At 62.9% G+C, this 21,257-nt stretch carries 19 protein-coding genes; 7 read left to right on the top strand and 12 right to left on the bottom strand.

The window, feature by feature from the left end; all coding sequences use genetic code 11:
- Positions 1-66 precede the first annotated feature (66 nt).
- Positions 67-1,164 carry a recombinase RecA gene (gene recA, locus ACFOJ9_RS13530; protein ID WP_057145834.1) on the bottom strand — a complete coding sequence of 366 codons (1,098 nt, stop codon included), beginning with the start codon at positions 1,162-1,164 and terminating at the stop codon, positions 67-69.
- A 282-nt stretch (positions 1,165-1,446) separates the two neighbouring features.
- Here recA and ACFOJ9_RS13525 point away from each other — a divergent pair, with 282 nt between their 5' ends.
- Complete coding sequence (locus ACFOJ9_RS13525) at positions 1,447-2,391, top strand: carbohydrate kinase family protein (RefSeq protein WP_378979327.1); 945 nt, start codon at positions 1,447-1,449, stop codon at positions 2,389-2,391.
- A 75-nt stretch (positions 2,392-2,466) separates the two neighbouring features.
- The gene (locus tag ACFOJ9_RS13520) at positions 2,467-3,384 is read left to right on the top strand and encodes a pseudouridine-5'-phosphate glycosidase (RefSeq protein WP_378979326.1); all 918 of its coding nucleotides are present in this window, start codon (positions 2,467-2,469) and stop codon (positions 3,382-3,384) included.
- 214 nt (positions 3,385-3,598) lie between these two features.
- Here ACFOJ9_RS13520 and ACFOJ9_RS13515 read toward each other — a convergent pair whose 3' ends face one another.
- Positions 3,599-3,922 (bottom strand): TfoX/Sxy family protein, encoded by a 324-nt coding sequence (locus ACFOJ9_RS13515; protein ID WP_378979325.1) that lies wholly within the window; start codon positions 3,920-3,922, stop codon positions 3,599-3,601.
- A gap of 90 nt (positions 3,923-4,012) precedes the next feature.
- Here ACFOJ9_RS13515 and ACFOJ9_RS13510 point away from each other — a divergent pair, with 90 nt between their 5' ends.
- Positions 4,013-4,510, top strand: coding sequence for a GFA family protein (locus ACFOJ9_RS13510; RefSeq protein ID WP_378979324.1), 498 nt, complete (start codon positions 4,013-4,015; stop codon positions 4,508-4,510).
- A 31-nt stretch (positions 4,511-4,541) separates the two neighbouring features.
- Here the strand turns inward: ACFOJ9_RS13510 and sufA are convergent, their stop codons facing one another.
- The 7 genes from sufA to ACFOJ9_RS13475 all read right to left on the bottom strand — a co-directional run bounded on the left by sufA (position 4,542) and on the right by ACFOJ9_RS13475 (position 11,636).
- Positions 4,542-4,922 (bottom strand): Fe-S cluster assembly scaffold SufA, encoded by a 381-nt coding sequence (gene sufA / locus ACFOJ9_RS13505; protein ID WP_013532156.1) that lies wholly within the window; start codon positions 4,920-4,922, stop codon positions 4,542-4,544.
- A 111-nt stretch (positions 4,923-5,033) separates the two neighbouring features.
- On the bottom strand, positions 5,034-5,426 hold the full coding sequence (locus ACFOJ9_RS13500) for an SUF system Fe-S cluster assembly protein (RefSeq protein ID WP_378979323.1): 393 nt from the start codon (positions 5,424-5,426) through the stop codon (positions 5,034-5,036).
- Positions 5,427-5,447: 21 nt separating this feature from the next.
- Positions 5,448-6,692 carry a cysteine desulfurase gene (locus ACFOJ9_RS13495; RefSeq protein WP_378979322.1) on the bottom strand — a complete coding sequence of 415 codons (1,245 nt, stop codon included), beginning with the start codon at positions 6,690-6,692 and terminating at the stop codon, positions 5,448-5,450.
- A gap of 4 nt (positions 6,693-6,696) precedes the next feature.
- Complete coding sequence (gene sufD, locus ACFOJ9_RS13490) at positions 6,697-7,965, bottom strand: Fe-S cluster assembly protein SufD (protein ID WP_378979321.1); 1,269 nt, start codon at positions 7,963-7,965, stop codon at positions 6,697-6,699.
- A 19-nt stretch (positions 7,966-7,984) separates the two neighbouring features.
- On the bottom strand, positions 7,985-8,740 hold the full coding sequence (gene sufC / locus ACFOJ9_RS13485; protein WP_378979320.1) for a Fe-S cluster assembly ATPase SufC: 756 nt from the start codon (positions 8,738-8,740) through the stop codon (positions 7,985-7,987).
- 27 nt (positions 8,741-8,767) lie between these two features.
- Positions 8,768-10,285: a Fe-S cluster assembly protein SufB gene (gene sufB, locus ACFOJ9_RS13480; RefSeq protein WP_378979319.1), complete on the bottom strand. Its 1,518-nt coding sequence runs from the start codon at positions 10,283-10,285 to the stop codon at positions 8,768-8,770.
- Between the two features lie 187 nt (positions 10,286-10,472).
- On the bottom strand, positions 10,473-11,636 hold the full coding sequence (locus tag ACFOJ9_RS13475; RefSeq protein WP_378979318.1) for a cysteine desulfurase family protein: 1,164 nt from the start codon (positions 11,634-11,636) through the stop codon (positions 10,473-10,475).
- Between the two features lie 239 nt (positions 11,637-11,875).
- Between ACFOJ9_RS13475 and ACFOJ9_RS13470 the strand changes: the two genes are divergently transcribed.
- Positions 11,876-12,550 carry an alpha/beta hydrolase gene (locus tag ACFOJ9_RS13470; RefSeq protein WP_013532163.1) on the top strand — a complete coding sequence of 225 codons (675 nt, stop codon included), beginning with the start codon at positions 11,876-11,878 and terminating at the stop codon, positions 12,548-12,550.
- 21 nt (positions 12,551-12,571) lie between these two features.
- Entirely contained in the window at positions 12,572-13,222 is a 651-nt protein-coding gene (locus ACFOJ9_RS13465; protein WP_378979317.1) for an FMN-binding negative transcriptional regulator, read from the top strand.
- A gap of 11 nt (positions 13,223-13,233) precedes the next feature.
- On the opposite strand, the gene ACFOJ9_RS13460 is transcribed toward ACFOJ9_RS13465, so the two are convergent.
- Both ACFOJ9_RS13460 and ACFOJ9_RS13455 read right to left on the bottom strand, forming a co-directional pair.
- A complete protein-coding gene (locus ACFOJ9_RS13460) occupies positions 13,234-13,983 on the bottom strand; it encodes a phosphatase PAP2 family protein (RefSeq protein ID WP_378979316.1) in 750 nt (249 codons plus the stop codon).
- 126 nt (positions 13,984-14,109) lie between these two features.
- The gene (locus tag ACFOJ9_RS13455) at positions 14,110-15,753 is read right to left on the bottom strand and encodes an ArnT family glycosyltransferase (RefSeq protein WP_378979315.1); all 1,644 of its coding nucleotides are present in this window, start codon (positions 15,751-15,753) and stop codon (positions 14,110-14,112) included.
- A gap of 228 nt (positions 15,754-15,981) precedes the next feature.
- On the opposite strand from ACFOJ9_RS13455, the gene tyrS reads away from it, so the two are divergent.
- On the top strand, positions 15,982-17,235 hold the full coding sequence (gene tyrS, locus ACFOJ9_RS13450) for a tyrosine--tRNA ligase (RefSeq protein ID WP_378979314.1): 1,254 nt from the start codon (positions 15,982-15,984) through the stop codon (positions 17,233-17,235).
- A gap of 6 nt (positions 17,236-17,241) precedes the next feature.
- Here tyrS and ACFOJ9_RS13445 read toward each other — a convergent pair whose 3' ends face one another.
- Positions 17,242-20,634 (bottom strand): hypothetical protein, encoded by a 3,393-nt coding sequence (locus tag ACFOJ9_RS13445; RefSeq protein WP_378979313.1) that lies wholly within the window; start codon positions 20,632-20,634, stop codon positions 17,242-17,244.
- A 95-nt stretch (positions 20,635-20,729) separates the two neighbouring features.
- Here ACFOJ9_RS13445 and ACFOJ9_RS13440 point away from each other — a divergent pair, with 95 nt between their 5' ends.
- Positions 20,730-21,197 (top strand): peroxiredoxin, encoded by a 468-nt coding sequence (locus ACFOJ9_RS13440; protein WP_378979312.1) that lies wholly within the window; start codon positions 20,730-20,732, stop codon positions 21,195-21,197.
- Positions 21,198-21,257: the final 60 nt, after the last annotated feature.

The raw sequence follows: 21,257 nt of genomic DNA, 5'->3' as shown, positions 1-21,257 counted from the left end.
GATTACATAAGCCTGAGATAATAGAACGCGATTATGGCCGAACTCCGGCCGAATCGCGCGAGGCTGTCACATCGCGCCGGATTCTTCCTCGAAACCGTCGTCGCCACCTTCGGAGCCGCCATTCTCAAGGAATTTCTCGGCGATCAGCCCGGCATTTTGCCTGAGCGCCAGTTCGATCTCGCGCGCGGTGTCGGGGTTGTCGCGCAGGAACAGTTTGGCATTCTCGCGGCCCTGGCCGAGACGCTGCGAATTGTAGGAGAACCAGGCGCCCGACTTCTCGACCACGCCGGCCTTGACGCCGAGATCGACCAGTTCGCCGGTCTTGGACACGCCTTCACCATACATGATGTCGAACTCGACCACCTTGAAGGGCGGCGCCAGCTTGTTCTTGACCACCTTGACGCGGGTCTGGTTGCCGACGACCTCGTCGCGGTCCTTGACCGAGCCGATGCGGCGGATGTCGAGGCGCACCGAAGCGTAGAATTTCAGCGCGTTGCCGCCGGTGGTGGTTTCGGGCGAACCGAACATGACGCCGATCTTCATGCGGATCTGGTTGATGAAGATGACCATGGTGTTGGAGCGCGAGATCGAAGCGGTCAGCTTGCGCAGCGCCTGGCTCATCAGGCGGGCCTGCAGACCGGGCAGCGAATCGCCCATCTCGCCTTCGATTTCGGCGCGTGGCGTCAGTGCCGCGACCGAATCGACCACCAGCACGTCGATGGCGCCGGAGCGCACCAGCGTGTCGCAGATTTCCAGAGCCTGCTCACCGGTGTCGGGCTGCGAGATCAAGAGGTTTTCGAGATCGACGCCAAGCTTGCGGGCATAGACCGGGTCAAGCGCGTGCTCGGCATCGACGAAGGCGCAGATGCCGCCCTTCTTCTGCGCTTCGGCCACGGTGTGCAGGGCCAGCGTCGTCTTGCCCGAGCTTTCCGGCCCGTAAATCTCGACGATGCGGCCGCGCGGCAACCCGCCGACGCCAAGCGCGATGTCGAGGCCAAGCGAGCCGGTCGGCACCGTTTCGATCTCGACGACCTGCTCGTTCGCGCCGAGCCGCATGATCGAGCCCTTGCCGAAAGCCCGCTCGATTTGCGACAGCGCCGCATCCAGAGCCTTTGATTTGTCCACTGCCTTGTCCTCTACAAGCCGCAAAGAATTCTGAGCCATGATACATCACCCCTTGGTCGTCAATGAAGGCCGGACAATCCGTAATCCCTGCCAATTTGTACCTTTTTTGTTCTCGTTTGGCAAGAGGGGGTCAAATGTCTGAAAAACAAACAATATCCGGATTTGTTCTTTTTTCGTCCCAGGGAACTCGTACAGGGTGCATCCCGCATTGGGCCAGACGGCTCGGTTGTTTCGATCTGCCGAATCGCTGGCTTGCATGCGAAGCTTCGTCACGCAGCCTAGCGCTTGTGCGGCTGGAATAACAAAGGTCATATCGCCGGCATGCTAAAATCCGCGAAAATACTGGCCATAGGCGGCGCCCATATCGACCGGCGTGGCCAGGTGTCCGGCGCTTACGTTCCCGCCGCCTCCAATCCCGGCACGATGCGCGAGGATGTCGGCGGCGGCGTCTTCAACGCTTCGCGCAGCGCGGTGCTCCGTGGCGTCTCCGCGTCGCTCATGTCGGTGCGCGGCGGCGATGCCGCTGCCGATACCGTGTCACGCGCCATCGCCGAGGCAGGCATTGCCGACCTTTCCGCCGTTTTCCTCGATCGCACCACGCCGAGCTATACGGCGCTGATCGACCGCGAGGGCGAACTGATCGTCGGCTTTGCCGATATGGCGCTCTATGATTTGGCGTTTCCCAAGCAGATCAGGCGCTCCAAGGTGCGGGAGGTGATCGCTGCCGCCGATGCCGTCTTCTGCGACGCCAACCTGCCGACGGCGGCACTGGAGCGGTTGGTTCCGCTTGCCGCCGGCAAGCCTGTCTTCGCCATTGCCATTTCGCCGGCCAAGATCGTGCGTTTGAAGCCGGTCCTCGGCAATCTGGCCGTCGTCTTCATGAACCAGCGCGAAGCGATCGCACTGGCAGACCTGGACGCTGCGACTTCCCCGCAAGACATCGTCGCCGGGCTGAGACGCGCAGGGCTCAAGAGCGGCGTGGTGACGGCGGGCGGCAGCCCCATGCTGGGCTTCGATGAAGCCGGCGCCTTCTCGATCCTGCCGCCGCCACCAAGAAAGGTCGCTGACGTCACCGGCGCCGGCGATGCGCTGGCGGGCGCAACGGTCGCTGCCTTGCTGCGCGGCCTGCCGCTGCGGGTGGCCCTGCGCGAAGGCATCGCCGCGGCGACGCTTGCCATCGAAAGCGCCAACGCCGTTCCCGAGTTCACCGCCGCAAGCTTCGCGGAAGCGCTGGCTCTTGTGCCGGATGCGCAGGAAGTGGCATGAGACCGGCAAATTCATAGTGCCGCAGTGTTGCCGAGCGTCCCGATGGACGCGCCGCATTCCGGATTGGAGATCGAGATGACCCCAGAAACCGCCCGCCCCTTCATCGACATCCATGCGCCGGTGGCGCAGGCCCTGGCTGCTGGCCGGCCGGTGGTGGCGCTGGAAAGCACCATTATCACCCATGGCATGCCCTACCCCGACAATGGCGCCATGGCGGCCGATGTCGAAAAGATCATCACCGATGGCGGCGCCGTGCCGGCGACGATCGCCGTGGTCGGCGGCCGCATCAAGATCGGGCTTTCGGACGGCGAGCGCGAATCGCTGGCGATGACCGGGGACGCCATGAAACTGTCGCGCGCCGACCTCGGTTTTGCCGTGGCGCAAGGGCGCACCGGCGGCACCACGGTCGCCGCAACCATGATCGCGGCGCATATGGTCGGCATAAAAGTGTTCGCCACCGGCGGCATCGGCGGCGTGCACAAGGGCGCCGAAAAGAGCTTTGATATTTCCGCCGATCTCGACGAACTGGCACGCACGCCGGTCATCGTTGTGTCGGCCGGCGCCAAGGCCATCCTCGACATCGAAAAGACGCTGGAAGTGCTGGAAACGCGCGGCGTGCCGGTGATCGGCCATGGCTGCGAGACGATGCCGGCCTTCTGGTCGCGGCATTCGCCGTTCCGCGCTCCGCTGACCCTGCACAGACCGGAAGAGATCGCGCATTTCTACCAGACTCGGGCAGCGCTGGGGCTCGCCGGCGGCATGCTGATCGCCAATCCGGTGCCCGAGAACCACGAAATCCCGGCCGAAGAAATGGCTGACTATATCGAAGCCGCGCAAAAGGCCGCCGAGGCGCTCAACGTGACCGGCAAGGCGGTGACGCCCTTCCTGCTGTCGAAGATCCTCGAACTGACCGGCGGCAGGAGCCTGAAGACCAACATCGCGCTGGTAGAGAACAATGCGCGGCTGGCGGCGAGGATTGCGAAGGCGCTGTAGGGCACTGCCGCCAAGGTCGGCGGGACAGCACCCCCCTCTGTCCTGCCGGACGTCTCCCCCGCAAGGGGGGAGATCGAATGTCATCAACGCCTCCGCCAATCTTCAACGTTGAAAAAAGCAGGCAGACGGTGAAGCTGCCAATCTCCCTCCTTGCGGGGGAGATGTCCGGCAGGACAGAGGGGGGTGCTGTCCCGCCAGCGTCCCAAGGCTGACATCACTTCCCCGCCCGCCGCCCCGCCTCATAAGCACGCCGTGCCCAGACCGTCATCTCGTCGGGATCATCGAAAGCGCTGTCGGGAATGCTCCAATAGGGCATGGAGACCAGCTTGCCGTGGCGCGAGCCGGTATAGGTCCATTGCGTGCAGCCGGCGACCTCGAACTCGGGCGCGCTTTGCTCGTCGGCCTTCAGCAGCAATTCGTCGCGCAGCACGATGGCGACGATGACGCCGTCGAAATAGATGCCCTTGCCACCGAACAGCTTGCGGATGCTGACCGGGCCCAGGCCCTCGAACAGTTCGGCGATGCGTTCATTGTCCATGCCGCGATCATGTCACCGGCATTTGGCCTTGTCATCGCCGCAACCAAAATCATGCTGACAGGTTGAGAGCCATCCGTCGGAGTTTTTGTCATGCCGCTTCTGCTCAAAGGATCCTGCCGCTGCGATGCCGTCCGTTTCGAGGTGGTGAGCCACACGCCAGCGCCGTTCATGCTGTGCTACTGCTCGATCTGCCGCAAGCAACAAGGCGGCGGCGGGTTTGCCATCAATCTCGGCGCCGACAACGAGACGCTGAACATAAGGGGCAAAAGGAGCCTCGGCGTTTACCGCGCCAGCATTGAGGACGATGAGCATCCGCATTGCGAGATTTCTACCGGCGAACGCAATTTCTGCAAAAAGTGCGGCTCGGCGCTGTGGCTCTACGATCCGACATGGCCGGAACTGGTGCATCCCTTCGCTTCGGCGATCGATAACGACTTGCCCATTCCGCCGAGCCGGGTGCATCTGATGCTGAAATACAAAGCGAATTGGGTCGAGCCAGTGGTTGGCAAGGGCGACAAGACGTTCGACGTCTATCCCGAGGAATCGATCGCCGACTGGCACAAGCGGACGGGCATGTGGGTGGAGTAGCGTTCTTCGCCCCGTAAACGGCGAAGGAAGATCAGGCCGAGGCGCGTGCTTCGGCCAACGCCTTCAGATCGGCCGGCTTCAGTTCGACGGACTCGCCGCAACCGCAGGCCGAACTCTGGTTCGGATTGTGGAAGGTGAAACCGGTGCGCAGCGTCGTCTGCTCGAAATCCATCTCGGTGCCGAACAGGAAAAGTGCGGCCTCAGGCGCGACATAGACATGCGCGCCGTCGCGCTCGATATGGTCGTCCTTGGTGTTGGGTTCTGTCACCAGGTCGACAGTGTATTCCATGCCGGCGCAGCCGCCCTTCTTAATGCCCAAGCGGATGCCATGCGCGTTGTCGCGTGTGGCGACGATCTCGCGCACCCGGTCGGCGGCCTTTTCGGTCATCGTGATGACGGCAAAGCGTCCCATGTTTTTCCTTCTCCATTCCATGCAGGTTCAAGGCCTGCCGAATGATTCCTCACCTAAAATGGTGAAGTTTTACTACTGGCGCAAGTGTACCAACTCTTACCGGGCTCGACGCTAGTACCAGCCCACCGCGACCTGCGCCTCTTCCGACATGCGGTCAGCCGACCAGGGCGGGTCGAAGGTCATGTTGACCTCGACGCCGGACACGCCTTCGACGGCGCCGACGGCGTTTTCCACCCAGCCGGGCATTTCGCCGGCGACCGGGCAGCCGGGGGCGGTCAGCGTCATGTCGATCTTGACCGAGCGGTCGTCCTCGATGTCGATCTTGTAGATGAGGCCAAGCTCGTAGATATCGGCCGGAATTTCCGGATCGTAGACGGTCTTCAGCGCCGAGACGATGTCGTCGGTCAGCCGCGCCAGTTCGTCGGCGGGAATGGCTGATCCTGAAACCAGCGCATTGGGCGCGGTTTCCGGAGTGGTCTCGGCTGTGATGCTCACATCATCCATGGTCGTCACCCAAAAAAATCGTCATCCGAAGAATTTGCGCGCTTTTTCAAGCGCCTCGGCCAAAGCGTCGACTTCGGCCCTGTTATTGTACATGCCGAACGATGCCCTGCATGTGGAGGTTACGCCGAAGCGTTTCAACAGCGGCTGGGCGCAATGGGTGCCGGCGCGGACAGCAACGCCCTGCCGGTCGATCACCATCGACACGTCATGGGCATGAATGCCTTGCAGTTCGAAGGAGATGATGGCGCCCTTGCCGGGCGCATCGCCGAAGATGCGCAGCGAGTTGATGGCGCGCAGCCGCTCATGCGCGTAGTTCTTGAGGTCTTCCTCGTGGGCGGCGATGCGCTCGCGGCCGACCTTCTCCATATAGTCGAGTGCCGCGCCCAGCCCGATCGCCTGGACGATCGGCGGCGTGCCGGCCTCGAAGCGGTGCGGCGGATCGTTGTAGGTGACGATGTCTTCCGTCACCTCCTCGATCATCTCGCCGCCGCCCATGAACGGGCGCATGCCGGAGAGAATGTCCTTCTTGCCGTAGAGGACACCGATGCCCGAGGGGCCGTAGACCTTGTGGCCGGTGAAGGCGAAGAAATCGCAGTCGAGATCCTGCACGTCGATCGGCATGTGCACGGCGCTCTGGCTGCCGTCGACCAGCACCGGAATGTTTTTCGCATGCGCAATACGCACGATTTCCTTGATCGGCGTCACCGTGCCCAGCGCATTCGACATCTGGGTGATGGCGACCAACTTTGTGCGGTCGGTCAGCCGCTTCTCGAATTCCTCGATGTGGAAGACGCCGAGATCGTCGACCGGCACCCAGACCAGTTTGGCGCCCTGTCGCTCGCGGATGAAATGCCACGGCACGATGTTGGAGTGGTGCTCCATGATCGACAGCACGATCTCGTCGCCCTCGCCGATGTTGGGCATGCCATAGCCAAAGGCAACCGTGTTGATGGCCGAGGTCGTGTTCGAGGTGAAGATGATGTTGTCGGTGCTTGGCGCGTTGAGGAAGCGGCGCACCGTCTCACGTGCCTTTTCATAGGCGTCGGTCGCCGCATTGGAGAGGAAATGCAGGCCGCGATGGACGTTCGCGTATTCCTGGGCATAGGCGTGCTGGATCGTATCCAGCACCACCTGGGGCTTCTGTGCCGAGGCGCCATTGTCGAGATAGACCAGCGGCTTGCCATAGACTTCCCGCGACAGGATCGGGAAATCGCGGCGGATCGCTTCGACGTCGTAGAAATCTCCGATCTTGCCCGGTGCGTTCATCACTTCACCCGTGTGCCACGAACCAGCCGTCGAGCTTCGCTTCAAGCGCCTCGACGATCGTCTCGTCGTCCAGTTCCTCGATAACCTCGGCGACGAATGCCTTGACCAGAAGGCCGCGTGCAGTCTTCTCGTCGACGCCGCGCGCCATCAGGTAGAACAGATGGTCGTGGTCGATTTCGGTGACCGTCGCGCCATGGCCGCAGATGACGTCGTCGGCGAAGATTTCAAGCTCCGGCTTGGTCGAGAACTCGCCGTCATCCGACAGCAGCAGCGTGTTACAGGCCATCTTGGCATTGGTCTTCTGCGCATATTGATGGACGTTGATGCGGCCCTGGAAGACGCCACGCGCCTTGCCTGTCACCACGTTGCGGATCACTTCCGTCGAGGTCGTGTGCGGCACGGTGTGGTCCAGCACCATGGTCACGTCGGTGTGGGTGTCGCCGGCCAAAAGGTTGATGCCGCGCAGCTTGAAATCGGCGCCTTCACCGGTCGTCTTGACCACGATCTCCTGGCGCACGAGCCTGCCGCCGGCGTTCATGAAGAACACCGTCAGCTTCGAGTTCTTGCCGAGATGCGCCTTGAACTGCGCCAGATGCGTGGCCGTTTCCGGCTGTTCCTGAACGATCAGCCACGTCACCTCGGCGCCCTCGCCCAGCACCAGCTGGCTGACCGAGCTGACCAATGCAGCCCCGTCGCCCGCCTGGCGCTCGACGATGACCGCCCTGGCGCCGGCGCCGACACGCACCGGCAGCCGCACATGGGTCTGGCCGCCAGCCTGCAGGTTCTGCAGTTCGATCGGCTTTTCGAGTTCCGTGCCGTCGGCGATGTCGATGAAATAGCCGTCGGCAACGAAAGCCGTGTTCAGCGCGCCGATGGCGTCGTCACTGCCATAGGGATCGAGCCCTGGCGCGATGCTGCCGTCGATCAGCTTTTCCGACAGAGGCTGGAAGGTGACGCCTTCAAGGACTGGCACCTTCGCGTCGGACTTGCCGTTCAGGATCGACAACACAGTGGAGCCGTCGACGATCGGTGCAAGGGCTTTGGCCATGGCGGCCGGGTCGAAGTCCGGCACCGCATTCAAGAGCCGGCGCAGGTCGGTATAGTGCCAGGATTCGACGCGCCGCGTCGGCAGGCCGTGCTTGATCGCCTCGATGGCGTCGTCGCGCTTCAGCATCACCGCGCCGTCGCCCGGCAGCAGCGACAGCCGGTCGCCGAACGCGTCGATCAACGCTGTTTCGGCCGGTGTCCGCTGCGGTTGTGTGTGCATGTTCATCAGCGTTGCCTCTGGCATCTCACGCGGCTTCGCCGATCACACCGGCGTAGCCATTGGCCTCGAGGTCAAGCGCCAGCGACTTGTCGCCCGACTTGATGACCTGGCCCTTGTAAAGCACGTGCACGCTGTCCGGCACGATGTGCTCGAGCAGGCGCTGGTAGTGGGTGATGACGACGATGGCGCGGTCGGGCGAACGCAAAGCATTGACGCCGTCGGAGACGATCTTCAGCGCATCGATGTCGAGGCCGGAATCGGTTTCGTCGAGCACGCACAGTTTCGGCTCCAGCAATTTCATCTGCAGGATCTCGGCGCGCTTCTTCTCGCCGCCGGAGAAGCCGACATTGAGCGGCCGTTTCAGCATCGCCATGTCCATGCTGAGCGAGGCGGCGGCTTCCTTCACCCGCTTCAGGAATTCCGGGATCTTCAGCGGCTCCTCGCCGCGCGCCTTGCGCTGCTCGTTCATCGCCACTTTCAGGAATTCCATGGTCGCTACGCCCGGTATCTCCATCGGATACTGGAATGCAAGGAAGATGCCCGACGTGGCGCGCTCGGCCGGATCCATTTCGAGGATCGACTGGCCGTTGTAGAGGATGTCGCCTTCGGTGACCTCATAGTCCTCGCGGCCGGCAAGGATATAGGACAGCGTCGATTTACCCGAGCCGTTCGGGCCCATGATGGCGGCGACCTCGCCGGCTTTCACCGCCAGGTTCAGGCCGCGGATGATTTCGGTGCCGTCATCAACGATGCGGGCATGCAGGTTTCTGATTTCAAGCATTCTCTTGTTTCCTGAATATTTATCCGGTCAGCCGACCGAGCCCTCAAGCGAAATGCCGATCAGCTTCTGCGCCTCGACGGCGAACTCCATCGGCAGTTGCTGGATGACGTCCTTGACGAAGCCGTTGACGATCAGCGCAATCGCTTCCTCTTCCGGGATGCCGCGCTGCATGACGTAGAACTTCTGGTCCTCGGAAATCTTCGAGGTCGTCGCTTCGTGCTCGAACTGCGCGGTCGAATTCTTGGCTTCCATGTAGGGCACGGTGTGCGCGCCGCACTGGTCGCCGATCAGCAGCGAGTCACAGTTGGTGAAGTTGCGGGCGTTGGTCGCCTTGCGGTGCGCGGAAACCTGGCCGCGATAGGTGTTCTGCGAGAAGCCGGCGGCGATGCCCTTGGAGATGATGCGGCTCGACGTGTTCTTGCCGAGATGGATCATCTTGGTGCCGCTGTCGACCTGCTGATAGCCGTTCGACACGGCGATCGAATAGAACTCGCCCGAGGAATCGTCGCCGCGCAGGATGCAGCTCGGGTACTTCCAGGTGATCGCCGAGCCGGTCTCGACCTGCGTCCACGAGATCTTCGACCGGTGGCCACGGCAATCGCCGCGCTTGGTGACGAAATTGTAGATGCCGCCCTTGCCCTCGGCGTCGCCGGGATACCAGTTCTGCACCGTCGAATATTTGATCTCGGCATCGTCGAGCGCCACCAGTTCGACGACCGCCGCATGCAGCTGGTTCTCGTCGCGTTGCGGCGCCGTGCAGCCTTCGAGATAGGAGACGTAAGCCCCCTCCTCGGCGATGATCAGCGTGCGCTCGAACTGGCCGGTGTTCTTCTCGTTCATGCGGAAATAGGTCGACAGTTCCATCGGGCAGCGCACGCCCTTGGGCACGAAGACGAACGAGCCGTCGGTGAACACGGCGGAATTCAGCGTCGCGTAGTAATTGTCGGAGGTCGGCACGACCGAGCCGAGATACTTCTTCACCAGCTCCGGATGTTCGCGGATGGCTTCCGAGATCGAGCAGAAGATGACGCCGGCCTGCGCCAGTTCCTTCTTGAAGGTGGTCACGACCGAGACGGAATCGAACACGGCGTCGACGGCGACGCGGCCCGACTTATAGACATTGTCACTGACTTCCTCGAGTTCCGAGACGTCGGTCTTCTGCACGCCGGCGAGGATTTCCTGCTCCCGCAGCGGAATACCCAGCTTCTCGTAGACCTTCAGCAGTTCGGGATCGACGTCGCTGAGCGACGTCGGGCCGGGCGTGCTCTTGGGCGCCGCATAGAAGTAGATGTCCTGGAAATCGATCTTCGGATAGTGAACGCGCGCCCAGGTCGGCTCGTCCAGCGTCAGCCAACGGCGATAGGCTTCCAGACGCCATTCCAGCATCCAGGACGGTTCGTCCTTCTTGGCCGAAATGAAACGGATGATGTCTTCGCTCAGCCCCTTGGGGGCCTTATCAACAGCGATTTCGGTCTGGAATCCGTATTTGTATTGGTCGACGTCGATCTTTCGGACCCGATCGATCGTGTCCTGCACAGCAGGCATATGCGTTCTCCATCCACGCCGGGGTCAAGGCCCGACAGTTTTCAAACTATGGCACCGCCGAAATGAACGCCGAAGAAGCGTTCGCGGCAGCGTAAGTTCCATATAGTGCGCCCCGACCGGAAATTCACCCGGCCAATATGGAATGCACGGCTCTACCAGGCCGAAAGGCCCAAATTCGTCCAACCGCTCAAGCGGCCTTTTCCCTGGCGGCTTGCCGTGCCGCGATACCCGCCAGCGCGGCGCGGAACAGCTCGACCTCCTGGGCGCCGGTCGCCGCACCGATCGACACGCGCAAGGCGCCAAGACTGTCACCGTAGCCCATGGCTTTCAGCACATGGCTCGGTCCAACCTTGCCCGACGAACAGGCAGAGCCGGCCGACAGCGCCACACCGGCCAGATCGAAGGCAATCTGCGCGGTTTCAGCTTTGACGCCCGCAATAGCGAAGAATGTCGTGTTGGCAAGCCTTGGCGCGCCGGTTCCGAAGATTTCCGCCTGCGGCACCAGCGTTTTCACGATGGCCTCGATCTCATCGCGGCGCTGGCGCACCGCGTCCATGGCAGGCAATCCGGTCAGCGCCTCGCGTGCGGCCGCGCCAAAACCGGCAATGGCGGCGAGGTTTTCGGTTCCCCCCCGATGACCCTTTTCCTGGCCACCGCCATTGATCAGCGGCTTCGGCATCATCAGGTCCGAAGCGGCGACGATGGCGCCGACGCCCTTGGGACCGCCGATCTTGTGCGAGGACAGAATCAGATAATCGGCGTAACCCGCTGACATGTCGATAGAAACGCGGCCCGCGGCCTGGACCGGGTCGACGACGAGGATGCCTCCCGCAGCCTTGACGATTTCGGCGATACGATCGATCGGCTGGATGACGCCGGTCTCGTTGTTGGCGGCGTGTATGGCGACCAGCGGCAAGCCATCGGCCTTGTCATGCGCTGCAAGCGCTGCAGCCAGGGCCACGAGATCGGCGATGCCATTGGCGTCGACGCCGATCCGGGTTACCTGCGTTGTCGGGAAGCGTCCGCCATTCAACAGGCAGGGATGATCGGCCTCGGACACGTAAAGCCGGCTCATGCGCACAGCACCGCGTCCCATCTGCCAGTCTGATGTCAGCAGCGTCGAGGCGGCTTCCGTCGCGCCGGAAGTGAACACGACATGCTCCGGCTTGGTGTTGACGAGTGCCGCCACGCCACGCCTTGCGGTCTCGACCAGGCGGCGTGCTGCCCGCCCCTCGGCGTGGACCGATGACGGGTTGGCGGCGACATCGAGGGCCGCGACCATAGCCTCACGGGCCGCGGCAAGCAGCGGCGCACTGGCATTATAGTCGAGATAGGCGCGTATTGCGGCCATTTTCGTCCAGTTGGTCCCGTCAGAAGCCATTCCGCCGACGTATCGCGTTATTTCCTTGAAATTCCAAGGCGAGCCGTCCTATTTACGCGGCTTGCGGCGCGGGTGGCCGGGCTCGATGTCTTGCCACTCAGTTTTGAACAATTCTAAACTAGCTTCTAAGAAGACGCTCGCCCTGCGTCAAGGCCAGAGGAAGACACGTTCCGGGCGCCGCGCATTCGTATACCCAAGTGGAGTATTTCATGCCTGAGGTCATTTTCACCGGTCCTGCCGGCCGCCTGGAGGGACGTTACCAGCCCTCCAAGGAAAAGAGCGCGCCGATTGCCATCGTCCTGCACCCGCACCCGCAGTTCGGCGGCACGATGAACAACAAGATCGTCTACGACCTCTTCTATATGTTCCAGAAGCGGGATTTCACCACGCTTCGCTTCAATTTTCGCGGCATCGGCCGCAGCCAGGGCGAGTTCGACCACGGCACCGGCGAGTTGTCGGATGCCGCCGCCGCTTTGGACTGGGTGCAGTCGCTGCATCCGGATTCCAAGAGCTGCTGGGTCGCCGGTTACTCCTTCGGCTCCTGGATCGGCATGCAGCTTCTGATGCGCCGGCCGGAGATCGAAGGCTTCATCTCGATCGCGCCGCAGCCCAACACCTATGATTTCTCGTTCCTGGCGCCCTGCCCGTCATCGGGCCTGATCATCCATGGCGATGCCGACAAGGTGGCGCCGCCGAAGGATGTGCAGGGTCTGGTCGACAAGCTGCACACGCAAAAGGGCATCACCATCACCCAGAAGACCTTGCCCGGTGCCAACCATTTCTTCTCCAACGACGCCGACCTGCTGCTCGAGGAGTGCGCTGATTATCTCGATCGCCGGCTGGCCGGTGAATTGTCGGATCCGCGGCCGAAGCGGCTGAGATAAGCAAAGAAAGCAGGGACGGCGATGTACGAACCTCCTCAATTCAGGGAAACGCGGCCGGAAATCCTGCACGGGTTGATCCGGACGCACCCGCTGGGCCTGTTGGTTTCCAACGGACCCGAGGGGCCGGTCGCCAATGCCATCCCGTTCCTGCTCGACGCGGATGTCGGCCCGAACGGCAGGCTGAGGGCGCATCTGGCGCGGGCCAATCCGCAATGGCGCCTACTGGCCGACAATCCGGCTTCACCAGTGCTGATCGTCTTCCAGGGCAGCGATGCCTATGTGACGCCGTCCTGGTATGAGACCAAGCGCGAAACCGGCAAGGTGGTGCCGACGTGGAATTATGCCATCGTGCAGGTGCGCGGCATCGTCAAGGTGATGGATGACCAGGACTGGCTGGCGCAGCAGATCGCCGATCTGACCGCGTCCCAGGAAGGCGCTCGCGCCGCGCCCTGGGCGGTGACCGATGCGCCGGCGCCGTTCATCCAGTCGCAGATCAAGGGCATTATCGGGCTGGAAATCGAGATCAGCGAAATCCACGGCAAGTGGAAGGTCAGCCAGAACCGGCCGGTTGCCGATCGGGTCGGCGTTGCGCAAGGACTCGAAAGCGAAGACCACCAATCGCCCGGCATGGCCGGCCTGGTCAGGTCCTATGGCGGTCTGGAAGGCAACTAAGCTTCGAGCGCTCAGGCAGCCTTCCCTCTCGGCCCAATCAGCCAAAACGTTTTCTTGCGGACCGGCAATCCCGACGGCATCGGCCGAAAGATGAAGCCGAGCCGGGCAAAGACCAGCCCGCAAGCCAACGCGAAGGCGCAGCCAAGGCCGAAGCCGGCGACGGTGTCGCTGGGATAATGCGCGCCGACGAAGACCCGCGTCGAGGCGATGCAGGCGGTGATCGCCAGGGCGATGTACCAGCGCCTTGGAAACAATAGCAGGGCAACCCCGAACACCGCGCCCATCGTCGTGGCGTGACCCGACGGAAAGCCGGCAAAGCGCGCATTGAAAGCGAAGGGGTGCAGGGACAACACCCCGAATTCACTGAAATACATCGGCCGAGCCCGACCGATCGCATATTTCAGCACATTGACGGCGAGGCCGGACAGGCCGGCGGCGCCCAGTACCAGAAAAGCCAGGCAGGTCCAGTTGTAGGCGAGCATCAGCGAGCGCCTGGAGAGGCTTCGCCAGTCTGTCAGGTTCGCGGCGACGAGCAGAAGCGCCGACGGAATGAGATACCAGCCACCCAGGCCGAACTGCGTGAAAAAATCGGCCAGATGGACGAACCCCGGCGACCATTGGTCGCGAAGCATTCCGGCAGGGGTGTCGAGGCGAACAAATGCTGCCGCCGTCAGCAAAACCCAGACCAGCACCCAGACCGACCACAAAATGTTCGGATATCTGGCGGGGCGAGCGGCAAAGCGCTTTCTTGTGATCTGCATCGTATCGCGAAAATTGTCGAGGGACCGGCGCCCTACCCCAAGGAGCAGGCTGAAAACGGAAGGGCGCGATTTCACCAGCATTTGAAATTCGACCCCATTGTTGCCGTCATGGGCATCGGCGAGCCGTCATGGGGCCACACGATAGAGGCCGAGCGACAGTTTGTCTCCCGACGAATAGTTGAGCCCGTCGACTTCGGCAACGCGGGTCGCCGACTTGCCTTGCGCCGCCAGCAGCCCATTCAGTTTCTGCTCGTCCCCGATTTGTGCCAGCGCCAGCGCGCAGGCCGGATCGGCAAGCAGATGTTTGGCGACGCCATCGACATCGGTCAGGACGGTTTTGGTGCCCACCAGGAACACCAGGCTCGGCTCGTGATATTCCGCCGAGGCGAGCACCGTGGTGTCGCAAGGCCTGTTGGCTTGGACCGCGGCCTCGATCGCCGGGCTCAGCCAGATCGGCTTCAGCGAAGGCGCGATGACGCCGAACAACAGCCCATAGGTGATGCCCGCACAGACCGCGATGGCGCCGATGCGGCGCAACGGCACTTGCAGCTGGCGCGAAAAGGCAAAATAGCCGGCCGCCAGTGCTGCCGCGGCCGCCGGAATGCTCCACCAGGAGAAGGTGCCGGTGAGGTAGATCGGCGCGCCGACACAGACTGCCGCAAGGCCGAGGCTGACCACGGCAAGGCCGAATGCGGTCGACCACCACAACCAATCCTGCCAGCGCCTGAGCGGCGCATTCGCCTCCTGCGGCGACAATGTCAGCAGCCAGCCGATCAGCAGTGCCATGCCGGGATAGGCCGGCAGGACATAGTGCGGCAGCTTGGTCGGGATCAGTTCGAACACCAGCCAGAACGGAATGTACCAGGCGAGGCAGAAACGCAGCCGCGGATCGTCGCGCAGCCGGTTGAGGGCCTGCAGCCCGGCGCCGACCGCGATCAGCCCGAAGGGCCACATGAACAGCGAATAGGTCAGCATGTAGAAACCGGGCGGCAGGCCGTGCGATTCCTCGCCCGACGCCACCTTGGCCACCATGTCCTTGCCGACGGCATCCTGGAGAAAGGCCCCGCCGCTCTTCCAGGTGATGAGGGCGACCCAGGGCAGCACGATAAGAAGCACCAGGGCGACACCGCGCACGAGCTTCAGCTTCAAGAGCCAGCGCCAGTCGCGTTCGAAGGCAAACAGCGTAGCGACCGTCAGCACCGACAGCAGCGGAGCGACGGGTCCCTTGATGAGGATCCCCAAGCCTTGAGCCGCCCAGAATATCCATGGCAGATGGGCGGCTACCGGTTCGTTCCGGCGCGCCGCCAGATAGATCTGGGCGAGCGCGCCTTGCGCCGCCACGCAGCAGGCCAGCAGCATGGCGTCGGTCTTGGCGTCGCGGCCCTCGAAGGCGGTCGCGAAGATCGCCGCCATCATCAGGCCGGCGGCAAGACCTGCATTGGCACCGAAGAGCTTTGTGCCCGTCCAGGCGATGCCGACGACGGCCAGGGCTATGCCAAGCATGGAGACGAGGCGGTAGACCCAGATCGGCGCCGCCGCCCCCTCGCCGCTCAGCGCCACGGCCGCCGATTGGAGCCAATAAATGCCGATCGGCTTCTTGTAGCGCGAGGCATCCTGAAAACGGATGTCGACATAGTCGCCGGTTTCGACCATCTGCTTGGTGGCCTGGACAAAACGGGATTCGTCGCGGTCGACGGGCGGAAGGCTCGCCAGCCCGCTGAACGTCATCAGCAGGCTGAACAGAAAGAGGATGAGATAGTTCCTGTTCATCGCGGAGCTTTCCGGATCTGATCTGCGGGATAGCCCCGTCGCGGCGCTTCAGGCCCTGCCCCTGCGCGGCGCCTCAATACGCCAGCCAAAACGGCGAAGCAAGGATTCGCAACCATCCGCGCGGGCCGCAAAACGGGAAACCACTTTTGCTGATCGCGCTTGGATGCTAAACGCGCGCGTTCATGCACACCCGGGCCACAGCGGCCGGGCGCTTTCGGGAAAGAAACAATGTCCGCCTTCAAATCCGATTTCCTGCGCACGATGAGCGAGCGCGGTTTCATCCACCAGACTTCGGATGATGCCGGCCTCGACACTATCTTCGCCAAGGAGACGGTGACGGCCTATATCGGCTTCGACGCGACCGCCAAAAGCCTGCATGCCGGCTCGCTGATCCAGATCATGATGCTGCACTGGCTGCAGCAGACGGGTCATCGGCCGATCGCGCTGATGGGCGGCGGCACCTCGATGATCGGCGACCCGTCGTTCAAGGACGAGGCGCGCAAGCTGCTGACCCCGCAGGACATCGACGACAACCTCGCCGGCATCCGCCGCAACTTCATGCCCTACCTCAAATTCGGCAGCGGTCCTGACGACGCCATCATGGTCAACAACGCCGACTGGCTGATGGAAATCAACTACGTCAATTTCCTGCGCGACGTCGGCCGTCACTTTTCCGTCAACCGCATGCTGGCCTTCGATTCCGTCAAGCTGCGGCTCGATCGCGAGCAGTCGCTGTCGTTCCTCGAATTCAACTACATGATCCTGCAGGCCTATGATTTCGTCGAGCTCTACAAGCGTCTCGGCTGCCGCCTGCAGATGGGTGGCTCCGACCAGTGGGGCAACATCATCAACGGCATCGATCTCGGCCGCCGCATGGAGGACGCGCAGCTTTATGCGCTGACCACGCCGCTGCTCACCACCTCGTCCGGCGCCAAGATGGGCAAGTCTGCCTCGGGCGCGGTCTGGCTCGATGCGGACATGCTGAGCCCCTATGAATTCTGGCAGTACTGGCGCAACACCGAGGATGCCGACGTTGCCCGTTTCCTGAAACTCTACACGACGCTGCCACTGGACGAGGTCGCGCGGCTCGAGCGGCTAGGCGGGGCCGAAATCAATGAGGCCAAGAAGATCCTCGCCACCGAGATCACCGCCTTGCTGCACGGCCGCGCAGCCGCGGAACAAGCCAGCGATACGGCACGCAAGACGTTCGAGGAAGGCGCGCTTGCCGAATCGCTGCCGACCGTCGAGGTCGACAAGGCAGCGCTCGAAGCCGGCGTCGGCGTCCTGTCGCTGCTCGTCACCGCCGGACTGGCGGCGTCGAACGGTGAGGCGCGGCGGCATGTGCAGGGCGGTGCGGTGCGCTTGAACGATGAGCCGGTCAGCGACGAGCGCCGGTTGGTGACTTCAAAGGATTTGAGTCCGGAAAACGTCGTAAAGCTCTCACTCGGCAGGAAAAAGCACATTCTGGTGCGGTCGGTTTGAACTCGTTCACCGGTATTCGAAGATCGACCTGAATATTCCAGGCGCGATCACCGACAGCGGATTGATGTCCAGCAGCGGCTTGTTGGCATTGCCCTTGAGCCGGTAGGTAACGCCGATCAGGCCGCGGTCGCGGCCATTACCGAGCAGCGCGCCAACGATGGGCAATTCGCCGAAGATGCGATTGAGGCCATAGACCGGCATGAACGTGCCGGTCATGTCCATGTTGTTGTTCTGGTCGTAGAGCGTGCCCTGGAACGTCGTGCCGATGCGCGGGCCACGCAGCACGCCATTGGCGATTTTCAGGTAACCGCTGCCCTTGTCGATCTCGGCGTAACCGCGCTCGAACTTCACCCGTGACGTATCCAGCTTGCCCTTGACCGCCTGATTGAGGCTGCGGCTGTCGCCGGCCGGCGTGGTCGAGACGATGGAGGCCAGCTTCGGTTCGTTGACGACAAAAAAGTTGCTGATGTCGACCTTGCCCTTCAGCGATCCGTCGCTCGGCCCCGCCAGCGCCAGGGTGATCGCTCCGCCTTCCATATGCTCGTAGATGTTGAGGAACCTGAGAATGGCGCCGGCGTCCGCGGACTGCATGTTGAGCGCGCGCCGGCCGGCTCCGGTGGTGTTGCTGATTGATATGGCGGCGCCCGAACTTGCCGTGGCGTTGACCTTCAGCCCGTTCACCCGTGAACCGGCCGCGCTGTAGTCGAGCTTCAAATTGGACAATTGCTCGTCGTGGAAACCGGTCAGCTGATCGACATCGGCGCTGACGGAAATGGCATCGGAACCGGTCGTCTTGGTGGCCGTATCGACGTCCGAGGTGAACTGCTTGATGAGCGAGCGGGCATCGAGCGCGTTGCCTGATATGTCGACCGCATAGCCCTTGCCGGATCGCTTCACCGATACCGCGACGTCGTCGCCCCTGTTCAAGGTGACCTTGCTGAACCGCGCCGAAGACAGCGCGCCATTGACCAGCACGATGCTGCCGTCGATGGAGAAGGTCTTTCCGTCGAGATCGAAGTCGGACAGCGTCGTGGTGTCGCCGGACTTGGTCATGACGAAGGTGACATTGGCGGGAACCCCTGCCCCCTTGCTCCAACCCGCCCAGGGAATGTCCAGCCTGGCGTTGGTCAGATCGGCCGAAACGTTCTGGTCGCCGCTGCCGCTCTTGTCGATCGCGACCTTCACCGTTCCGCCAAGCAGCGGCTTCAGGCCGGGCATGGCGGCGGCGCGGATCTTGTCGTCGAGCACCAAGGCCACCTTGCGGCTGCGCTCCGGCCCGTCATCCCTGAGCGGCTCGATCAGATCGAGTTCGGCCGGAATGCCGTTCAGCAACGCCTTGGCGGAGATCACCGCCTTTACAGGGTCGACCGTGATCGAACCATCGGCATCCGTCACGGTCTGGCCCTCGAAAGGCTTGGCCAAGGACATACCGGTGTAGTCGAGCGACACCAGCCAATCGAGCTTCGAGGAGTCGACGCCGGACTGCAGCGGAATATCCGCCTTGACGTGGCCGGTGACGCTGCCCGACAGGTCTTCCGGCAAAAGGCCGACATGGCGCATGGCGTTGATCGGCTCGTAGGATGCGAGTTCGGCGACGGCGGACGCATCGCCGTCGACGTCGATGTCGAGCGCGCCGACGACCGGCGGGCGGTTGGCTGCCTTGACCGTCAGCGTGCCGTTGCTGGCCGCGACGGTGCGGCCGCTGGGCATATAGACGGTGCCCGAGGACAGGGAGATATCGACATCGTTGCCGTGGAAGCCGACGACGCCAACCGCGTCGCGGATCGGCGGGATGCGGCCGGCGGTATCGAAGCGCGATCCTTCGATCTGGAAGCGGCCGAACACCTCGTCTGCGGACAGCGGCACGCCGTTGCCCAGGCGGCCCGGCACGACCTGGAACTGAAGATTGGCGTCGACGACGCGGCCGCCGAACAGATTGGCCAGCACCCACAGCCGGGCATTGCGCGCCGAAAACCACGGCCATAGCTGCTTGACGTGAGACACCTGCATGTCGTGGATGTTGAACGCAAGATTGATCCCCGGCGCCTTGCCATCGACGAACGCCACGGCGGCGGTGCCGAGCACTTCGCCGGAGGCGGCCGACCGAAGCGCGATCTGCTCGGCGACCAATTTGTGGCTCACCGTGTTGTAGACACCGGCAATCCGAGCGAGGAAGGTGAGCGCCGGCTCAGGCGACTCCGAAGGTGCCAGCGACGACCCGTCACTGGTCAGGTCGTAGCGATAGGACGGTTCCTCACCGGTCGCGCCGCTTGCCGGCTTCGGCCCGATCGAACCGGCGAAATCGAATATCGACCGGCCGGTCCTCAGCAGCAATCTGTCGACCTGGACCTTGTTGCTGCCAGCGACAAGCGTCGCATTGACATCGACGTTGGCCGGCAGCAGCCCGCGCGTGCCAAGGTCGAGGACGGAACCCGTCGATGACAACGCGGCCGTCAGCCGCGATGCATTCATGCCGAACCCTTCCGATCCTGTCAGCTTCAGAGCGACCGCGCCCAACTTGCCGGCCGTGGTGTCAGCAACCCGAGTGGTAACACCGGCATCCGCCAGATCGATGCTCGCATCCAGCGCCGTGACGCGGTGCGCCGCGATATCGCGGGTGGCGGAAGCGCCAACGGTAACCGACCTGCCGTCGACATCCGCCGTGGAGGAAAACTGCATGCCGCCCGGTCCCGACTGCACGACGGTGGCGTCGGTGACTTTGATCAGCTTGATCGTTCCGGTTTCGCGCAGCACGAATTCGACATTGCGAAGATCGATCTGGCGCAGCGAATCTTCCCGCACGGCATCGAGTGCGCGGTTGACGTTTGCGAACACCGCATTGGACAGCTTCTCCGGATCGATGAGGCCGTCCGCATTGCGCAGGGCCGCAGTCCAGTCGCCGCCGGACGGCATCGCCGCCACGACAATGCGGGCATCGGAGATCCTGGCGCTGGTCAGCCGCACATCCCCCCACAGCAGCGGGACCAGGCGCACGCCGAAGCGCACGCGGCCGGCATCGGCCATCGGCTTGCCGTCGGCGGTTTTCAGGCTGACGTCGCTGACCTGGAGCGCGATGAAACTCGAACTGTCAAGCGTGATGCGGGCCGGCCCGACCGCGACATTGACATCGACACCCGCCAGTTTCTCGAGAGCCGTTTCCGCCTCGGTGCGAAGTCGGTCGGCCCCGATGCCGGAGGCGCCAACCAGATAAACGAGCACAGCCGCCAGCAGCACGAAAGCGACCAGACCGGCGAACAGCCGCGACAACATGCGAAAGCCGCGTCCGATCGACGCCTGACCGAGCGGCGGCACGCGGCAGGCGGACGGAAAGGCCCCCAGGTCGGTGATCTCATCACGCCTGAACCGGATCTTCTCGTGCTGCGGTTGCTCCTGATCCACGCAATTTTCCGTTGTACGAACTCGATCGTGGACGAATCCCCGCTCGACACTATATCGGTGTGGCTTCGCGCGTAACCACAAACAAGGGCATCGGTATGGCTGACCTCGACGTAGGCGATCTTGCGCCGCAATTCGACCTGCCACGCGACGGCGGCGGATCAGTCAGCCTTGCCGCATCCCTAGGCAAGCCCATTGTGCTCTATTTCTATCCGCAGGACGACACAACAAGCTGCACGCAAGAGGCAATCAGCTTCTCGCAGCTGAAGCCGGACTTCGAGAAGGCCGGCGCGGTGGTCATCGGCCTGTCGCCAGACGCGGTCAAGAAACACGACAAGTTCAAGTCGAAATACAATCTCACCATCGACCTCGCCGCCGACGAGGAGCGCAAGGTGATCGAGGCCTACCATCTGTGGGTCGAGAAATCGATGTACGGCCGCAAATATATGGGTGTCGAGCGCGCGACGTTCCTGATCGGCCGCGACGGGCGGATCGCTGGGATTTGGCGCAAGGTCCGCGTCAAGGGCCATGCGGAAGAGGTGCTCGAGGCCGTTCGAGCGCTTTGAGGTTGCGGCACTGCCAACCGCGCCTTCCCTCCCACAACCTCTTACCCGCCTGACGGGCAA

The sequence above is a fragment of the Mesorhizobium cantuariense genome (genome assembly GCF_042647205.1).
Lineage (GTDB): Bacteria > Pseudomonadota > Alphaproteobacteria > Rhizobiales > Rhizobiaceae > Mesorhizobium > Mesorhizobium cantuariense.
This window is presented reverse-complemented; position numbering and strand designations above follow the sequence as displayed.

Bases quoted from the DNA above. Each gene is read 5' to 3' on its own strand.
- recA (WP_057145834.1), bottom strand. From the start codon at position 1,164: ATGGCTCAGAATTCTTTGCGGCTTGTAGAGGACAAGGCAGTGGACAAA.
- ACFOJ9_RS13525 (WP_378979327.1), top strand. From the start codon at position 1,447: ATGCTAAAATCCGCGAAAATACTGGCCATAGGCGGCGCCCATATCGAC.
- ACFOJ9_RS13520 (WP_378979326.1), top strand. From the start codon at position 2,467: ATGACCCCAGAAACCGCCCGCCCCTTCATCGACATCCATGCGCCGGTG.
- ACFOJ9_RS13515 (WP_378979325.1), bottom strand. From the start codon at position 3,922: ATGGACAATGAACGCATCGCCGAACTGTTCGAGGGCCTGGGCCCGGTC.
- ACFOJ9_RS13510 (WP_378979324.1), top strand. From the start codon at position 4,013: ATGCCGCTTCTGCTCAAAGGATCCTGCCGCTGCGATGCCGTCCGTTTC.
- sufA (WP_013532156.1), bottom strand. From the start codon at position 4,922: ATGGGACGCTTTGCCGTCATCACGATGACCGAAAAGGCCGCCGACCGG.
- ACFOJ9_RS13500 (WP_378979323.1), bottom strand. From the start codon at position 5,426: ATGGATGATGTGAGCATCACAGCCGAGACCACTCCGGAAACCGCGCCC.
- ACFOJ9_RS13495 (WP_378979322.1), bottom strand. From the start codon at position 6,692: ATGAACGCACCGGGCAAGATCGGAGATTTCTACGACGTCGAAGCGATC.
- sufD (WP_378979321.1), bottom strand. From the start codon at position 7,965: ATGAACATGCACACACAACCGCAGCGGACACCGGCCGAAACAGCGTTG.
- sufC (WP_378979320.1), bottom strand. From the start codon at position 8,740: ATGCTTGAAATCAGAAACCTGCATGCCCGCATCGTTGATGACGGCACC.
- sufB (WP_378979319.1), bottom strand. From the start codon at position 10,285: ATGCCTGCTGTGCAGGACACGATCGATCGGGTCCGAAAGATCGACGTC.
- ACFOJ9_RS13475 (WP_378979318.1), bottom strand. From the start codon at position 11,636: ATGGCCGCAATACGCGCCTATCTCGACTATAATGCCAGTGCGCCGCTG.
- ACFOJ9_RS13470 (WP_013532163.1), top strand. From the start codon at position 11,876: ATGCCTGAGGTCATTTTCACCGGTCCTGCCGGCCGCCTGGAGGGACGT.
- ACFOJ9_RS13465 (WP_378979317.1), top strand. From the start codon at position 12,572: ATGTACGAACCTCCTCAATTCAGGGAAACGCGGCCGGAAATCCTGCAC.
- ACFOJ9_RS13460 (WP_378979316.1), bottom strand. From the start codon at position 13,983: ATGCAGATCACAAGAAAGCGCTTTGCCGCTCGCCCCGCCAGATATCCG.
- ACFOJ9_RS13455 (WP_378979315.1), bottom strand. From the start codon at position 15,753: ATGAACAGGAACTATCTCATCCTCTTTCTGTTCAGCCTGCTGATGACG.
- tyrS (WP_378979314.1), top strand. From the start codon at position 15,982: ATGTCCGCCTTCAAATCCGATTTCCTGCGCACGATGAGCGAGCGCGGT.
- ACFOJ9_RS13440 (WP_378979312.1), top strand. From the start codon at position 20,730: ATGGCTGACCTCGACGTAGGCGATCTTGCGCCGCAATTCGACCTGCCA.